The following is a 14,131-nucleotide window of genomic DNA, read 5'->3' as shown; positions in this document are numbered from 1 at the left end:
TTCGCTACTTTTTCAGTGTTTTTTCTGAGCCGCTTTTCATTAAGCCATCCATGCAACCATAAGGCCACGCACCACGGCAAATTCCCCAAGAACCGCCAAAGTCGCCTTCATTACTGGGTTTCCAATTTTCTGAGAACGCTTCAAACACTACGCCGGACCAGTTTCGTTCCGCCAATTTTTTAAAAGTATCTTGTACCACCATTTTTTGATTATTACTGTTCGATACACCACAATGTTGGCCGGTATGGGTATTGGTTTCTGTGCCACCATCAGGTGCATTCGGCCAGCCAAATTCAGTGACAATAACGTCTTTTTTAGGATACGTTTTACGAATCTCTTCCAACCGTGCGATATGAAAATCAGCCGCTTTTTCGGCAGGCACACAAGGAAATAATGCCGAATTTTTGTTTTCCCACCACGGGAAAATATTAGTTCCTATCCAGTCTACAGAATTTGTAAAACTGTTTTGCTGGCACGGCGTAGAACGGTTACACCATTCCCACCAGATATCTATCGTAGTCACTGGTTGCTTAACACCGGCTTTATGTAGACTGTCGATACAACGGCTAATTTCACCGTCAAATTTATTACCATGACGGGTTCGTACTTCCGAGCCGCAACTGAGTTTTATAATCGTGTTGGGATAAGCCTTGGCGACTTCAATACCTTTACTGATGGATTGCGAATTGACGTCACTGTCTTTATCAATCCATAAAATAGCAATAACCTTGATTTTTCTGGCTTCTGCACTGGCAAAAATAGCATCTAAGCCATTCAGTACACCGTAAGTCATAATGCAGCGGAACGGCGTTTGCTCAATCAATTTATCCAACAATTCATTGATTAATTCCTTGGTAGGCGGTGTACCGTAATCCGGGCTCAGCTTGCCGACGTAGGGGCTAAAGGCTGCACACTGCAAAGCTTTGTTATCATTTTTGTGGCTAACCGCTGCTGGTTGGTGGTGCTTTGCCGATTTGCGGGCAAAGGCAGCATGGCAATCGATTAATGCGCTAATAGCAATTAAAATTAACAAAAAATGTTTCACAAAAACCTCTTTAAAAAACAAACAATGCTGGGGACTTAGGATAAGCGAATTTTTATATCGAATGACAGAGTTTATAGCAAGAACTTTGAAGATATAACCTTAACTTTAGCGGGTAATTTGTTGATTAAAATAGATGATTGAATTTTTAACAGTTGTCTCAATTGTAGCGTATCGGCTTTTAACAATCAAAATAAAAGATTGAAACCATGGCCGTGATTTTTAACCGTTCATGATGAATTGCTCGCCATGAACGGCTTAGGCTTGATTTTTTTGGCTAAAGCCAGGTGGTCTATTTCCCTAAAACATCAGCGCGTGCACCTTCTGCAATTGCAGTGACTTCACCAATTAATTCGGCAGGAACGTTTAGGTCAGTCAAGGTTGCTGTCAAATTTTCTATAACCGCATCAAATTGCATATTTCCCAAACCCATTTTGACAAAACGTGCATGCGCGTTACGCATATCAGTGCCAGTGTAATTATTGGGGCCGCCAAAAGCCATGGTAAAAAAAGCTTGTTGTTTAGCGATAAGCTTGTCCATGTCGGTATTATCAAAAAAACGTTTGATACGATAATCTTCCAGTACTTTACGGTAAAAAACATCAACCGCGGCATTTACCGCCGCTTCACCACCAATTCTTTCAAATAAGGGCGCAGGTGCAATTGCTGTGTTTTCTTCTGTTTCGCTCATGATTTATATCCTATGTTTTATAATTTTTATAGTGTATTGAGTCAACAAGTTTACTCAAAAACAGTTTATAACAAGATACACGCGTCGTGCTAAATTTATGAGAAAAAATCCAGTAACCAAGGGCTATCTTGTAAATTCACTGTAAAATCTAAGCCCATTAGCTCTAAAAAATATTCAACAGCCTGCTATAGTTGTGTGTGCGGCCATTATTTTTTGGCATTCATGGAGTACCAAACGCATAGCTGTCTTTCGCTATGGTGTTAATTGGGTACACTAAAAATAAATTTGTTATTTATTAAGGAGACTGTAATGGAAAAATTAGTGCGTTGGGTTTTGATAGGAAGTTTATTATCAACTACTGTGCCAGTGTTGGCTGAAAGTCCAGTTTTAATAAGCCCTACACCTACACCAGTGGTGAAGCCTCAAAACCGCGCGGTTAATATTAGCATAGGAAGTATGGGCGGCATGCTAGATGGCGCTGCTTTGCGTGCTGTGCGCCAAGTTGTCGGTTACGGTATTGCCAGTGGCGCAGTGGATACCTTCACTGTTTATAGCCCCAAAGCGGGCGCTATCCCTAAAGAAGGCGGCTTGACAGCGTGTGCCAATGCAGGATTTAGTGCAACACAGGGGAAATTTAACACGTTTATTCAAGATTTGAGAACGATTAAGACAAAATCCGGTAGCTTTTATAATGTGACACCTGCTATAAATTGCCCTATCGAGGGACAGGTGGCTTGCACTTTAGAACTTAAAATCTGTCCGGATGGAACTGGCGTTGGCCGCACAGGGCCATTCTGTGAGTTTCAACCCTGCCCTGTTTCACCAAAATAGAGTCACTAATTTCCAGAGCATGGAGCTCTGAAAACTTTTCTGCCTGAGTGTTATTTTTCAAAGTCATTGTAGAGTAGAGACGCAAATTTTGCGTCTCTACTCTTTATGGCAATCATTTAAAACAGCACGCTTACCGTAAAACCGGCAACCCAGAATCCACCCCAGCATTCTGCCCCCGATGCCGCAACAAATGATCCATCAACACAATCGCCAGCATCGCTTCAGCAATCGGTGTGGCGCGTATGCCGACACACGGGTCATGACGGCCTTTGGTGACCACTTCAATTTCCTCGCCACGAATATTGATGCTACGCCCAGGCAAATGCAAGCTAGACGTTGGCTTTAAAGCAATGCTGGCCACAATATTCTGGCCACTGGAAATACCTCCCAAAATACCACCGGCATGGTTACTTAAAAAACCTTCAGGGGTGATTTCATCACGAAATTGAGTGCCCTTAGTGTTGACGCAGTCAAACCCATCGCCAATTTCCACGCCCTTTACTGCGTTAATACTCATCATGGCGTGGGCAATATCGGCATCCAGACGGTCAAAAATCGGTTCGCCCAAACCTGGCGGCACATTGCTGGCCACCACCACAATCCGCGCACCGATGGATTCACCTTCTTTACGCAACGCATCCATATAGCGTTCCATTTCGGCGACTTTATCCACATCAGGGCAAAAAAATGGATTATTGCCGACTTCATCCCAATCAATTTTGTCAATCGTAATCGGCCCTAACTGCGACAAATACCCACGCACTTCTATGCCAGCGATGTGTTTAAGATACTTTTTGGCGATTGCCCCCGCTGCCACCCGCATCGCGGTTTCCCGTGCAGACGAGCGCCCACCGCCACGGTAATCCCGAAAACCGTATTTATGCTGGTAAGTATAATCGGCATGGCCGGGCCTAAAACTTTCGGCGATATTAGTGTAATCTTTGGAACGTTGGTCGGTATTTTCGATCAGCAAGCCAATTGGGCAACCGGTGGTTCTGCCTTCAAACACACCCGATAAAATCTTAACTTCATCGGCTTCGCGGCGCTGTGTAGTATGTCTGGAGGTGCCAGGTTTACGCCGATCCAGATCAATCTGCAAATCTTCTTCGCACAACGGCATGCCCGGTGGACAGCCATCCACAATCGCACCCAGTGCTAAACCGTGGCTTTCACCAAAACTGGTGACGGTAAATAATTTTCCTATCGTATTACCTGACATTACGCTAAAGCCTCTTCAAAAATGAGTTGAAATTCACGCACCTGCTCTGCCGTCAGCAAAAATACCCCATCGCCGCCACGCTCAAAACTCAGCCAATAAAACGGTACGTCAGGGAACATATTCTGTAAAGTTTCGGCGCTACTGCCGACTTCCACAATCAAAATGCCCTGCTCTGCCAAATATTCATCCGCATCCGCCAAAATGCGTATCACCAAATCCAGGCCAGAAGCGCCGCCTTTAAAGCCCATTTCTGGCTCAGCGTGAAATTCAGTTGGCAATTTTTCCCATTCATCCACACTCACATAAGGCGGATTGCTGACAATGACATCGTACTTGCTGGTGGGGAGATCGTTAAACAAATCGGAATGGTATAAGGTAACGAAATCCGCCATATCGTGTTTAGCGACGTTTTGCTCGGCTACCGCCAAGGCATCGGGCGATAAATCCACACCATCGACCAACGCATCGGGAAACGCATACGCACAGGCAATCGCAATACAGGCACTGCCGGTACACAAATCCAGTATGCGCTCGACATTATCCTCATTCACCCACGGCGCAAAGCGCTGTTCAATCAATTCGGCAATGGGTGAACGCGGCACTAACACGCGCTGATCGACAAAAAATGGCAGTCCGGCAAAAATGGCCTCTTGGGTTAAATACGCGGCAGGAACACGCTCATTAATCCGCCGTTCAATCATGGCAATCACTTCTTGGCGCTCATCCGGTGTCAACGTTGACTGAAAATAAGACTCGGCCAAATTGTACGGTTGGTGCAAGGTATGCAGCACCAACGCCGCCGCTTCATCCAGCGCCGATGAAGTCCCGTGGCCAAAACTGACCTTGGCGCGGGTAAACTGGCTGGCACCCCAGCGCACGTAATCACGGATGGTGGAGAGGCTGGTTAACACATCAAAACTGGTTTTATTCATAATGAATGCACACTAAAACTGATCGGTAAATAAGGGGATTGTCCTGAATAGCTGTCAGGTCAGACTCGATTGCGTTAAGCATACATGACAGACACACTTACCCACAAGACAGCACACTCTTGATGAAAATGATTTATTACGCGGGGAACGAAAGCCCGAAATGATACAGATCCAGAAAGCCGAACCCAATCAATCGCCCCGGCTTTGATAGTTAATGCGCCATCAAACAGAGCGAAAGAAGGTGAAGTTACTAGCCATCTGTTAAAACAAACGGCAATAATTAATCGACGATTTTATATTTGCTGCTAGAAAAGTCAACGCGATCGCGCAACTCTTTACCCGGTTTAAAATGCGGGACATGCTTTTCAGCCAACTCAACTGATTCGCCGGTTTTTGGATTGCGACCCATGCGAGGTGGACGTTTATGCAAAGAAAAACTACCAAAGCCACGAATTTCGATGCGTTCACCAGAAGACAGTGCTTGATTCATGTTTTCAATGATGCACTTTACTGCCAGTTCCACATCTTTGGCTGCTAAATGGGGTTGTTGTTTTGCAAGAGCTTCAATTAATTGAGATTTTGTCACATCGTATCCTGTGAAAAAAGTAAATGACGCAGGCACAAAGTAGCATGGCAAGAGGATGGATCGATCTTAAGCTAAGCTGCGATTTAACAAACAGAACGCGGGGTAAATCCTACTTAACTAAAAAAATTATACAACTGTCTTCTACTTATGTAAACCTGAAGAACCAGTAAATACACGTTTAACAGGGACATCTAAGATGTCCCCGCCGACAAACGTACTATTTTTCCATTTTTTTGAAGATATCAGCAAAGGTAGGCGATGCTGATGGCTGTTGTTGCACAACACTGTGATCTTTGGTGGTGTGAGTTTCTTCTTCGTAGTCTTTGGCTTTAATGGACAAAGAAATAGTCTTGCTCTTCTTGTCAACGCCAATGAATTTAGCTTCGACAGCTTCGCCTTCTTTCAACAAGGTACGCGCATCTTCTACGCGGTCACGTTGAATTTCAGAGGCGCGTAAGTAACCTTCCACGTTGTCTGCCAAGGTAATTACTGCGCCTTTAGCATCCACTTCTTTCACAGTGCCTTTAACAATCGCGCCTTTTTCATTAGCGGCCAAGAAGTTTTGGAACGGGTCTTGTTCCAATTGCTTAATGCCCAAAGAAATACGCTCGCGCTCAGAATCCACCGCCAAAATCACCGTTTCTAATTCATCGCCTTTCTTGAAGTCACGGACGGATACTTCGCCGTCATCTGCCCAAGAAATATCAGACATGTGAACCAGACCATCAATACCACCATCCAAGCCAATGAAGATACCGAAATCAGTGATCGATTTGATCTTGCCGCTGATCTTGTCGCCTTTGTTGTGTGTTGCTGCAAACTCATCCCATGGGTTGGTTTTACATTGCTTCATGCCCAAAGAAATACGACGACGTTCTTCGTCAATTTCCAAAATCATGATTTCAACTTCGTCGCCTAATTGCACCAATTTAGAGGGGTTAACGTTTTTGTTAGTCCAATCCATTTCAGAAACGTGAACCAAACCTTCCACGCCTTCTTCAATCTCAACGAAACAGCCGTAATCAGTCAGGTTGTTGACTTTACCGAAAGCGCGTGTTCCCGCTGGGTAACGACGGGCAATGTTTTGCCAAGGATCTTCACCCATTTGCTTCATGCCTAATGAAACACGGTTCTTTTCCTTATCGTATTTCATGACCTTGACTTTAATTTCTTGGCCAATCTCCACACATTCAGACGGATGACGTACACGACGCCATGCCATATCGGTAATGTGCAACAAGCCATCGATGCCGCCAAGGTCAATAAACGCGCCGTAATCGGTCAAGTTTTTAACGATACCGGTGATGATGGCACCTTCTTCCAGGGTCTTCATCAATTCTTCACGTTCTGCGCTGTATTCTTTTTCTACCACAGCACGACGAGACAGTACGACGTTGTTACGTTTTTGGTCGATTTTGATGACTTTGAATTCTAAATCACGGTTTTCCAGGAACGTGGTGTCGCGGATAGGACGCACGTCAACCAAAGAACCCGGCAAGAAGGCACGCAATGCGCCAACTGCAACCGTGAAACCACCACGCACTTTGCCATTGATACGGCCAACAATCGTGGTTTGTTTTTCGAAAGCGGTTTCCAGTTCAAACCAAGCCTTGTTTCTTTTCGCTTTGTCGCGGGAAAGAAGCGTTGCACCTAAACCGTCTTCAAATAAATCCAAGGCGACTTCAATTTCGTCACCGATCTGAACTTCCAATTCACCTTCATTGTTCAAAAATTGCCATTTTGGAATGACACCTTCTGATTTAGAATGGGTGCTAACGATAACCATATCGTTTTCAATGTCAATCACTGTGCCGATTAACATGGCACCAGGATTCATTTTGGTTTTACTCAGACTTTCTTCTAGTAATGCAGCAAAGCTTTCGCTCATCTTCTTATTTCCCAGACTTGTTAAACGACACAAATCTTTTCTTTATCAAAGTTAAAAAAAACCACAAGAAACCATTTTCTTGCGGCCACAAGAAATCCTTAACGGATTAAACTTAATACTTCTTCAATCACGGCAGTAATGCCCATGTCAGAAGAATCAATATACAGCGCGTCACTCGCCATGGCTAAAGGGGCGGCCTCCCGTTCCCTGTCGCGGCGATCACGTTCTTCTATTTCATTGGTTATGAGTGCAAGATTAGCATCAATTCCTTTTTCTTTCAACTGTTTATATCGCCTACCGGCTCTTTCTCCCGCACTGGCGGTCAAAAATACTTTGTACGCCGCATCGGGGAAAACCACAGTGCCCATGTCACGACCATCAGCGACCAGTCCTGGTAACCGGCGAAAATCTTTTTGTTTTTGCAATAACACCTGCCGCACTTGCGGCACTGCCGCCACCACCGAAGCTACCGCACCCGTACTTTCCAGTCCCAGTTGTGCGGTGATATTTTCACCGTTCAATTTAACGGTTAGCTCCTCGCCACAGTCAAACTCCAGCGCGAGATTTTGCGCTAGCTTGACGATTTCAGCGACATCATTCACATCCACCGATTTTTGCAGCACAGCAATCGCCAAGGAGCGGTAAATAGAGCCGCTGTCCAAATAATGCCAGCCCAGTTGTTTGGCGACTAATCGGCTGACCGTGCCTTTACCTGCACCGCTTGGGCCATCTATGGTTAAAACGGGGATTGTCATCAGTATTTTCCTTGTCTCACACGGCCACTTTAAATGGATTCAGCCGACGCTTCATGACACGTTAAATCCAGCCCCAAATTTTTTACCAAATCTTTAAACTCAGGAAATGAGGTATTAACGTTCAGACAGTCCAGAACGGTAATCGGTGCATCGGCACGCAATCCCGCTATAGAAAACGCCATCGCAATACGATGGTCGCCATGAGAAACCACTGTTCCACCGCCAATTGCGCCGCCTTGGATCACCATACCATCAGGCGTAGGCTCGGCATTTACGCCCAATATTTTCAAGCCATCCGCCATCACTTGTATGCGGTCAGATTCCTTCACACGCAATTCTTCAGCGCCGCTCAAGCGGGTTTGGCCTTCTGCACAGGCAGCTGCCACAAAAAGCACAGGGAATTCATCAATCGCCAATGGCACAAGGTCTTCCGGTATATCAATTCCTTTTAACGGGCTGTACACCACATGCAAATCCGCCACTGGCTCGCCGCCTACGGTGCGCTCATTCAGGACTTCAATCTTGGCGCCCATTAAGCGTAGTATGTCGATAACACCGGTACGGGTTGGGTTAATGCCGACATGCTGCAAAGTCAGATCAGAACCTGGTGCAATCGATGCACCCACCAAAAAGAACGCCGCCGAGGAAATATCGCTGGGCACATCTATATCACAAGCGGTCAACTTGCCATCAGCGGTGATAGACACTTTGCTGCCGTCTTGCTTGACCGGATATTGAAAACCACCCAACATGCGTTCGGTATGGTCACGGGTCGGTGCTGGCTCAGTCACTGTGGTTGTGCCTTGCGCGTACATACCGGCCAATAATAAGCAGGATTTCACCTGGGCGCTAGCCATCGGCATGGTGTAATCAATTGCATTTAGCTGCCCTGCCCTGCCTGTAATGTACAGCGGTGCAGTGCCTTTTTCGGTGGTTTTGATATCTGCGCCCATCGCTGCCAACGGATCGGTAACGCGTTTCATGGGACGACCTGACAAAGACTTATCGCCAGTCAACACACAATCAAAGGCTTGGCCTGCCAATAAGCCACTCAACAAACGCATAGACGTACCTGAGTTGCCTAAATCCAGCGGTTTTTTCGGCGCTTGCAAACCGTGCTTGCCAACACCGTGAATGGTCACTTCACCGTTAACCGGACCTTCGATGGTCACCCCCATATCGCGAAAGGCCTGCAAGGTGGCCAGTGCATCTTCAGCTTCTAAGAAACCTTTGACGTGAGTTATGCCATCCGCCAGCGAACCCAGCATAATGGAGCGGTGTGACATGGACTTATCGCCCGGCACCCGCGCCGAACCTTGTAATGAGCCACCGGGTTGAATTTTAAATGTTATTGATTTTGACATAGTTAATTTAGGAACTGATCCAGAAAGCGTTGCCGTGCCTGACGTGCATACGTAAAGGTTTCAAAAAGCTGCTCGCCATCATCTTGCGCCAGCAAACCTTGCATTTTATCTAATTCTGCCTTGAACTGCTCAATTAATGGTATCAACTCATTTTTATTGGCTGAACAAATATCACGCCACATGGTGGGATCGCTGGATGCGATACGGGTAAAATCCCTGAAACCACCAGCGGCGTACTTAAAAATCTCGTTTTGTTCGTCTTTTTGGCCGAGCATATCGACCAATGCAAAGGCCAAAATATGCGGTAAATGACTGGTTGCGCCCAGCACGGCATCGTGTTGTGTCACTGTCATCAAGTCAACAATAGCGCCCATCTGCTGCCAAAATTGCTGAATTTTTTGTATTGCATCAAATTGCGATTGACTGGTAGGCGTGATAATCAGGCGCTTATTAACAAATAAATTATCAACCGCCGCTTCTACGCCGCTATTTTCTGCACCCGCGATGGGGTGCGCGGGAATAAAATTATTCGGCACCTCACCAAATACAGCTTGTGCAGCGGCTACAACATTACCTTTGGTGCTGCCGACATCGGTATAAATCGTCTGTGCATTCCAAAAAGGTTTGAGCTGCTCAAAGACCGCCGCCACTGCCGCAACCGGTGTTGCAATAACCACACAATCCGCGCGATTGATGGCAAAATCTATATCCAAATAGTATTGGTCAATAATCCCTAAGCGTTTGGCAGATTGCAGATTTTGCAGGTCAGCCTCACGCCCAAAACCAATTATCTGCCTGGCCAAACCACGCGATCTTGCCGAGCGGGCAATAGAGCCACCGATTAAACCTACACCAATAACACACAGGCGGTTAAACATCAGCCAGAATGTCTTTTAGAGCGTTCAGAAAAGTTTGGTTTTCCACTTGCGTGCCGATGCTGATCCGCAAATAGTTGGGCATTTCATAATTACCCACCGGACGTACAATCACGCCCTTACGCAGTAGCGCATCGTAAATCGGCTGCCCAAGCTGTTTTAAATCCACCGAGACAAAATTACCTGCCGATGGAATCCATTCCAGACCCAAGACTTTAAAGCCGTCAGTTAATTGTTGCATGCCTTGCGAGTTAACCAACAAAGTTTGCTGCAAATGTTCAACATCGCCCAACGCCGCTTCTGCCGCCGCCAACGCCAAAGCGTTATTATTAAACGGCTGGCGCACCCGATTTAAAATATCCGCCATCTGCGGACTGGACAATCCATAACCTACACGCAACCCCGCCAAACCGTATGCCTTGGAAAAAGTACGGGTAATAATTAAATTAGGGTAAGATTTTAGCCAATCGATGGAATTAATGGCTTCAGCCGTTGAATCAGCCAGCGCTACACCGCTGACAAACTCAAAATACGCCTCATCCAATACACAGATCACCGTATCCGGCAACGCAGCAATAAAGCGCTGTACATCGGCTTGGCTAAGCAAAGTGCCGGTGGGGTTATTGGGGTTGGCAATAAAAATAAGCCGTGTGTGTTCGGTGACGCTGGCCAGCATGGCATTCAAATCGTGGCCGTAATTAACCGCTGGCACCACCACGGCTTTTGCACCCACCGCCTGGGTCACTATCGGGTACACGGCAAACGCATGCTGGGAAAAAATCACTTCATGTTCGGGCGTTAAAAATGCTCGTGCCAACAATTCCAGAATTTCGTTGGAGCCATTGCCCAAAGTAATCTGGCTAGCCTCCAACGTATATTTTTCAGCCAACGCCTGTTTTAAGCGATAGCCGTTGCCATCAGGATACAACGCCAAATCTAGCGATGCCTTTTGGATGGCCGCCAAGGCTTTTTGGCCAATGCCAATAGGGTTTTCATTAGAAGCCAATTTAACGATATGGCTTAAACCCAGCTCGCGCTCCAATTCTTCAATCGGCTTGCCGCCCTTATAAGGGATCAGGCTTTGTACGCCGGCAACTGCCAGCTGGTAAATGTTATCGGTCGTGTTCATGGAGTTAAGTGCGGGCAATCAAAGTTAAATAACGGCTTTCGGGTAAGATCCCAACAGCTTGAGCATACTGACATTGGCATTGAGCAACACCAAGGCTTGCGCTACCTTGTCATCTTCGCTGTGGCCGTCGATATCAATAAAAAACACATAATCCCACACGCCCTGCCGAGACGGTCTGGATTCAATATTCACCATGTCCACGCCCAACTTGGCGAAAGGCTCCAGCACCTTGTGCAAGGCACCTGGCCTATTGCCGGTAGATACGACGAGTGAAGTCTTATCCCTGCCGGTAGGGCTGGCGATTTGCTGACCGATGATAATAAAGCGCGTGGTGTTATTGGGTTCATCTTCAACATTTTTGGCCAATATGTCCAATTCGTAAATTTCAGCGGCGACGCGGCCTGCAATCGCTGCCACCTGATGGTTGGCGGCGGCCATTTTCGCCGCTTCGGCATTGCTGCTGACGGCGGTCAATTTGGCGTGTGGCAGATTTTTATCCAGCCATTTGCGGCACTGCGCCAACGATTGCTGGTGCGAAAACACTTCGGTAATGTCATCCAGATTGGCGACATGCCCCATCAGGTTTTGGTGGACACGGATTTCCACTTCACCGCAAATCTTTAAATGCGAATTCAGCAACCGGTCCAGCGTATGGCTAATCACGCCTTCGGTAGAATTTTCCACCGGCACGACACCAAACTGGCACGCGCCACCCTCGACCACGGTAAAAATTTCATCGATGGTTGCCGACGGCATTGCCTTAACCGCATTACCAAAATGCTTGACCACCGCTTGCTGGGTAAACGTGCCTTCCGGCCCCAAAAAAGCCACGTTCATCGGCTTTTCCAGCGCCAAACACGATGACATCAATTCCCTGAAAAAGCGCACGGCGGTGTAATCCGGTAACGGGCCTTGGTTCATGTCTTTAATACGCCGTAGCACCAAAGATTCACGGTCTGGGCGATAAAACGTGCCTTGCTCACCCTGGGCAATCTTGGTTTTGGCCACTTCCACGGCACAGGCCGCGCGTTCATTAATCAAGCGCAACAAGTCTGCGTCAATGGCATCAATTTTTTCTCTTAATTCGGCTAGTGAGGTGATGGACGACATTTTTCTTCTCGATTAATTTCGGTGTGACCGTGTGATACAGTGCGTTTGTTAATGATTGCGTTCAAATTCCGCCATAAATGCAATCAGGGCATCGACACCGGCATCTGACATGGCATTATAAATACTGGCACGCATACCACCCACTGAACGGTGGCCTTTCAGCTCATATAAACCAGCGGCTTCAGAGTCTTTAATAAACGCCTTGTCCAGATTTTCATCGGCTAAAATAAACGGCACGTTCATGCGTGAACGATACGCCTTTTCCACCGGATTACGGTACAGGGTGGATTGGTCTATCGCTTGGTACAATTTGGCGGATTTGGCAATATTAAATTGCTCCATTGCCGCAACGCCGCCACGGGCTTTCAGCCATTTCAACACTAAACCAACCAGATACCAGTTATAGGTAGCAGGGGTATTGAGCATAGACCCGTTCTTAACCTGTTCTGCGTAATTGAATACACCCGGCACTTTTTTATCGGCATGGCCAATTAGATCATCCCTGACGATAACCACAGTAACGCCAGCAGGCCCCATATTCTTTTGGGTTCCAGCATAAATCAAACCGTATTGGCTGACATCCACCGTGCGTGACAGGATATTTGACGACATATCCGATACCAAGGTTAAACCTTTAGCATCCGGCACGTTTTGAAACTCCACGCCGTGGATGGTCTCGTTGGAGGTGTAGTGCAAATAAGCCGCCTCGCTGTCCAATGCCCAGTTGGCGACATCGGGAATCGTGGTGAATTTGGACTCTTCCGAACTGGCACTCACAACCACATCACAATACGCCTTGGCATCTTTAATGGCCTTTTCTGACCATGCGCCGGTATTGACGTAACAGGCTTTGGTTTTGCCGTTTAAGATATTTTGCGGGATAAACGCGAACTGTGCCGACGCGCCGCCTTGCAAAAACAACACTTTGTAGTTTTCAGGAATCGCCATTAACTCACGCAAATCGCTTTCCAGCTCTTCGGCAATCAAGGAAAAATGCTTGCCGCGATGGCTCATTTCCATCACTGACATACCGCTACCGCGCCAATCCAGCATTTCTTGCTGGGCTTGTTGCAAAACAGACTCGGGGAATGCCGAGGGACCGGCGCTAAAATTAAATACTCTGGACATTAGGTTCTCACTGTTTTGGATAGTTATTCGTATAATTTAATTATTTAGGAAGCGAATGGTGCGGATTTGCTTTGAATGATTCGGGTTACGCATTTAGACAGGGACAAAAGCTAGGTTGGTGGTGACGTTAAGAAACCGAACGACACCGTGCGTCATGTGTTGGGGTTCGTTACCTCACCCCAATCTACCCTACTACCCACTAAGCCTTTTTAACAAATTCCGACTTCAATTTCATAGCACCGATACCGTCTATTTTGCAGTCGATATCATGGTCGCCTTCGACTAAGCGGATGTTTTTAACTTTAGTACCCACTTTAACCACATCTGATGACCCTTTCACCTTTAAGTCTTTAATAACCGTGACGCTATCACCGTCCTTAAGAAGGTTGCCGTAAGCATCATTGACAACAAGTTCATTGCTAGACACTTCATCTATCGCGTCTTTGCCCCATTCGTGCGCACACTCAGGGCAAACATACATATCACCGTCTTCATAAGTAAACTCAGAGCCACATTGTGGGCAATTGGGTAAAGCGTTCATACAGCCCCTGTATTTTAGTACGTTCTTAAGCGGTTCTGGC

14 protein-coding genes are annotated in these 14,131 nt (G+C 46.7%); 1 reads left to right on the top strand and 13 read right to left on the bottom strand.

Annotated elements, in window-relative coordinates; genetic code table 11:
• Window positions 1-4: 4 nt before the first annotated feature.
• The gene (locus ACHZC4_RS14425) at window positions 5-1,045 is read right to left on the bottom strand and encodes an exo-beta-1,3-glucanase (RefSeq protein WP_394754566.1); all 1,041 of its coding nucleotides are present in this window, start codon (window positions 1,043-1,045) and stop codon (window positions 5-7) included.
• Between the two features lie 289 nt (window positions 1,046-1,334).
• On the bottom strand, window positions 1,335-1,733 hold the full coding sequence (locus ACHZC4_RS14420) for a group 1 truncated hemoglobin (RefSeq protein ID WP_394754565.1): 399 nt from the start codon (window positions 1,731-1,733) through the stop codon (window positions 1,335-1,337).
• Between the two features lie 309 nt (window positions 1,734-2,042).
• Here ACHZC4_RS14420 and ACHZC4_RS14415 point away from each other — a divergent pair, with 309 nt between their 5' ends.
• A complete protein-coding gene (locus tag ACHZC4_RS14415; RefSeq protein WP_394754564.1) occupies window positions 2,043-2,564 on the top strand; it encodes a hypothetical protein in 522 nt (173 codons plus the stop codon).
• Between the two features lie 130 nt (window positions 2,565-2,694).
• Here ACHZC4_RS14415 and aroC read toward each other — a convergent pair whose 3' ends face one another.
• From aroC to ACHZC4_RS14360, 11 genes are all read right to left on the bottom strand, one after another.
• The gene (gene aroC, locus ACHZC4_RS14410) at window positions 2,695-3,783 is read right to left on the bottom strand and encodes a chorismate synthase (RefSeq protein ID WP_394754563.1); all 1,089 of its coding nucleotides are present in this window, start codon (window positions 3,781-3,783) and stop codon (window positions 2,695-2,697) included.
• Entirely contained in the window at window positions 3,783-4,715 is a 933-nt protein-coding gene (prmB, locus tag ACHZC4_RS14405) for a 50S ribosomal protein L3 N(5)-glutamine methyltransferase (protein ID WP_394754562.1), read from the bottom strand. Before prmB ends, aroC begins: the two co-directional genes overlap by 1 nt.
• A 280-nt stretch (window positions 4,716-4,995) precedes the next feature.
• Window positions 4,996-5,301, bottom strand: a complete 306-nt coding sequence (locus ACHZC4_RS14400) for an integration host factor subunit beta (protein ID WP_087142558.1) — start codon at window positions 5,299-5,301, stop codon at window positions 4,996-4,998.
• 217 nt (window positions 5,302-5,518) lie between these two features.
• The gene (gene rpsA, locus ACHZC4_RS14395; RefSeq protein WP_087142557.1) at window positions 5,519-7,189 is read right to left on the bottom strand and encodes a 30S ribosomal protein S1; all 1,671 of its coding nucleotides are present in this window, start codon (window positions 7,187-7,189) and stop codon (window positions 5,519-5,521) included.
• 98 nt (window positions 7,190-7,287) lie between these two features.
• Window positions 7,288-7,944 carry a (d)CMP kinase gene (cmk, locus tag ACHZC4_RS14390; protein ID WP_394754561.1) on the bottom strand — a complete coding sequence of 219 codons (657 nt, stop codon included), beginning with the start codon at window positions 7,942-7,944 and terminating at the stop codon, window positions 7,288-7,290.
• A 29-nt stretch (window positions 7,945-7,973) separates the two neighbouring features.
• Window positions 7,974-9,308 carry a 3-phosphoshikimate 1-carboxyvinyltransferase gene (aroA, locus tag ACHZC4_RS14385; RefSeq protein ID WP_394754560.1) on the bottom strand — a complete coding sequence of 445 codons (1,335 nt, stop codon included), beginning with the start codon at window positions 9,306-9,308 and terminating at the stop codon, window positions 7,974-7,976.
• A gap of 2 nt (window positions 9,309-9,310) precedes the next feature.
• A complete protein-coding gene (locus tag ACHZC4_RS14380; protein WP_394754559.1) occupies window positions 9,311-10,186 on the bottom strand; it encodes a prephenate dehydrogenase in 876 nt (291 codons plus the stop codon).
• On the bottom strand, window positions 10,179-11,312 hold the full coding sequence (gene hisC, locus ACHZC4_RS14375) for a histidinol-phosphate transaminase (protein WP_394754558.1): 1,134 nt from the start codon (window positions 11,310-11,312) through the stop codon (window positions 10,179-10,181). The genes ACHZC4_RS14380 and hisC overlap by 8 nt, the downstream gene beginning before the upstream one ends.
• A gap of 24 nt (window positions 11,313-11,336) precedes the next feature.
• On the bottom strand, window positions 11,337-12,422 hold the full coding sequence (gene pheA / locus ACHZC4_RS14370; RefSeq protein WP_394754557.1) for a prephenate dehydratase: 1,086 nt from the start codon (window positions 12,420-12,422) through the stop codon (window positions 11,337-11,339).
• Between the two features lie 48 nt (window positions 12,423-12,470).
• Entirely contained in the window at window positions 12,471-13,550 is a 1,080-nt protein-coding gene (serC, locus tag ACHZC4_RS14365; protein ID WP_394754556.1) for a 3-phosphoserine/phosphohydroxythreonine transaminase, read from the bottom strand.
• Between the two features lie 199 nt (window positions 13,551-13,749).
• Window positions 13,750-14,091 (bottom strand): zinc ribbon domain-containing protein YjdM, encoded by a 342-nt coding sequence (locus ACHZC4_RS14360; protein WP_394754555.1) that lies wholly within the window; start codon window positions 14,089-14,091, stop codon window positions 13,750-13,752.
• Window positions 14,092-14,131 lie beyond the last annotated feature (40 nt).

The sequence above is a fragment of the Crenothrix sp. genome, assembly GCF_043729335.1.
Classification (GTDB): Bacteria; Pseudomonadota; Gammaproteobacteria; order Methylococcales; family Methylomonadaceae; genus Crenothrix.
Note: the sequence above shows the minus strand (reverse complement) of the source record. Positions and strands in the feature narration are given on the sequence as shown.

What these genes read in the sequence shown, in the direction of transcription:
- ACHZC4_RS14420 (WP_394754565.1), bottom strand. Translation starts at nt 1,733, where the DNA reads ATGAGCGAAACAGAAGAAAACACAGCAATTGCACCTGCGCCCTTATTT.
- ACHZC4_RS14415 (WP_394754564.1), top strand. Translation starts at nt 2,043, where the DNA reads ATGGAAAAATTAGTGCGTTGGGTTTTGATAGGAAGTTTATTATCAACT.
- aroC (WP_394754563.1), bottom strand. Translation starts at nt 3,783, where the DNA reads ATGTCAGGTAATACGATAGGAAAATTATTTACCGTCACCAGTTTTGGT.
- prmB (WP_394754562.1), bottom strand. Translation starts at nt 4,715, where the DNA reads ATGAATAAAACCAGTTTTGATGTGTTAACCAGCCTCTCCACCATCCGT.
- rpsA (WP_087142557.1), bottom strand. Translation starts at nt 7,189, where the DNA reads ATGAGCGAAAGCTTTGCTGCATTACTAGAAGAAAGTCTGAGTAAAACC.
- cmk (WP_394754561.1), bottom strand. Translation starts at nt 7,944, where the DNA reads ATGACAATCCCCGTTTTAACCATAGATGGCCCAAGCGGTGCAGGTAAA.
- aroA (WP_394754560.1), bottom strand. Translation starts at nt 9,308, where the DNA reads ATGTCAAAATCAATAACATTTAAAATTCAACCCGGTGGCTCATTACAA.
- ACHZC4_RS14380 (WP_394754559.1), bottom strand. Translation starts at nt 10,186, where the DNA reads ATGTTTAACCGCCTGTGTGTTATTGGTGTAGGTTTAATCGGTGGCTCT.
- hisC (WP_394754558.1), bottom strand. Translation starts at nt 11,312, where the DNA reads ATGAACACGACCGATAACATTTACCAGCTGGCAGTTGCCGGCGTACAA.
- pheA (WP_394754557.1), bottom strand. Translation starts at nt 12,422, where the DNA reads ATGTCGTCCATCACCTCACTAGCCGAATTAAGAGAAAAAATTGATGCC.
- serC (WP_394754556.1), bottom strand. Translation starts at nt 13,550, where the DNA reads ATGTCCAGAGTATTTAATTTTAGCGCCGGTCCCTCGGCATTCCCCGAG.
- ACHZC4_RS14360 (WP_394754555.1), bottom strand. Translation starts at nt 14,091, where the DNA reads ATGAACGCTTTACCCAATTGCCCACAATGTGGCTCTGAGTTTACTTAT.